This is a genomic window from Aeromonas sp. Y318-3, assembly GCF_027706185.1.
In the GTDB taxonomy this organism is placed as follows: Bacteria; Pseudomonadota; Gammaproteobacteria; order Enterobacterales; family Aeromonadaceae; genus Aeromonas; species Aeromonas veronii.
In genome coordinates, this window is the sequence record NZ_JAPDCN010000047.1 from 1 (window position 1) to 1,195 (window position 1,195).

At 53.9% G+C, this 1,195-nt stretch carries 1 protein-coding gene; it reads left to right on the forward strand.

Annotation, left to right across the window (positions count from 1 at the left end; translation table 11 throughout):
* The first annotated feature begins 67 nt into the window (after positions 1-67).
* Entirely contained in the window at positions 68-1,060 is a 993-nt protein-coding gene (locus OKB77_RS23905; RefSeq protein ID WP_201951940.1) for an IS5 family transposase, read from the forward strand.
* Positions 1,061-1,195 lie beyond the last annotated feature (135 nt).

Genomic DNA, 1,195 nt, shown 5'->3' on the forward strand with positions numbered 1-1,195 from the left:
GGAAGGTGCGAACAAGTCCCTGATGTGAGATCATGAGCCCCACTTGGCATCAGGGATAAGGTTCAGCATGAATCATCAGCTCACCTTCGCGGATAGCGAGTTCAATGGCAAACGCCGCAAAACCCGTAAGGAGTTATTCCTAGCTCGTATGGAGGCGTTGCTCCCATGGGCAATGATGCTGGCGGTCATCGAGCCCGTCTATCCCAAGGCAGGTAATGGCCGTCGTCCCTACCCACTCGATACCATGCTGCGTATTCACTGCATGCAACAGTGGTATAGCCTTAGCGACGGCGCCATGGAGGATGCGCTCTATGAGATTGCTTCGATGCGTCTGTTTGCCAAGCTCTCACTGGACCAGGCCATCCCCGACCGTACCACCATCATGAACTTCCGCCATCTGCTGGAGCAGCACCGGCTGGCTCGGCAGCTCTTCGACACCGTCAACCAATGGCTTTCTGACGCCGGCATCATGATGAAGCAAGGCACGTTGGTCGATGCCACTCTCATTGAGGCCCCTTGCTCGACCAAGAACAAGCGTGGCGAGCGTGACGGCGAGATGCACCAGACCAAGAAAGGCAATCAATGGTACTTCGGCATGAAGGCTCATATCGGTGTCGATGCCAAGAGTGGCCTGACGCACAGTCTGGAGACCACGGCAGCCAATGAGCACGACCTCAATCAAGTGGGAAATCTGCTCCATGGCGAGGAGGCATTTGTGTTCGCTGACGCAGGATATCAGGGTGCAGAAAACCGTGAAGAGCTGGCAGATGTAAAGGCACAATGGGCGATTGCGATGCGACCTGGCAGGCTCAAGGAGCTCAAAAAACATCCGCACAAAAACAAGGCTGTGATTGCCTTTGAGAGGCTCAAATCCAGCATCCGCGCCAAAGTGGAGCACCCGTTTCGGATCATCAAACGTCAGTTTGGCTTTGTGAAGGCGCGGTTCAAGGGGCTGCGTAAGAACGACAACCAACTGGCGATGTTGTTTACGCTGGCGAATCTGTTTCGCGTGGACCAGATGATACGGGCATGGGATAGCTGTGCCCAAAAATCGAGATAAGCCTCGAAAATGAGGCTAAATGGCGCTTAATAGCCGAATACTTGCAGCAAAAAGTCAGGTTTTTGGAGTGATGGGCATTTCAAATGCGGACAAAGAGTTCGTGGTGAAGGTGCGATCCACTTGTTCGCACCTTCC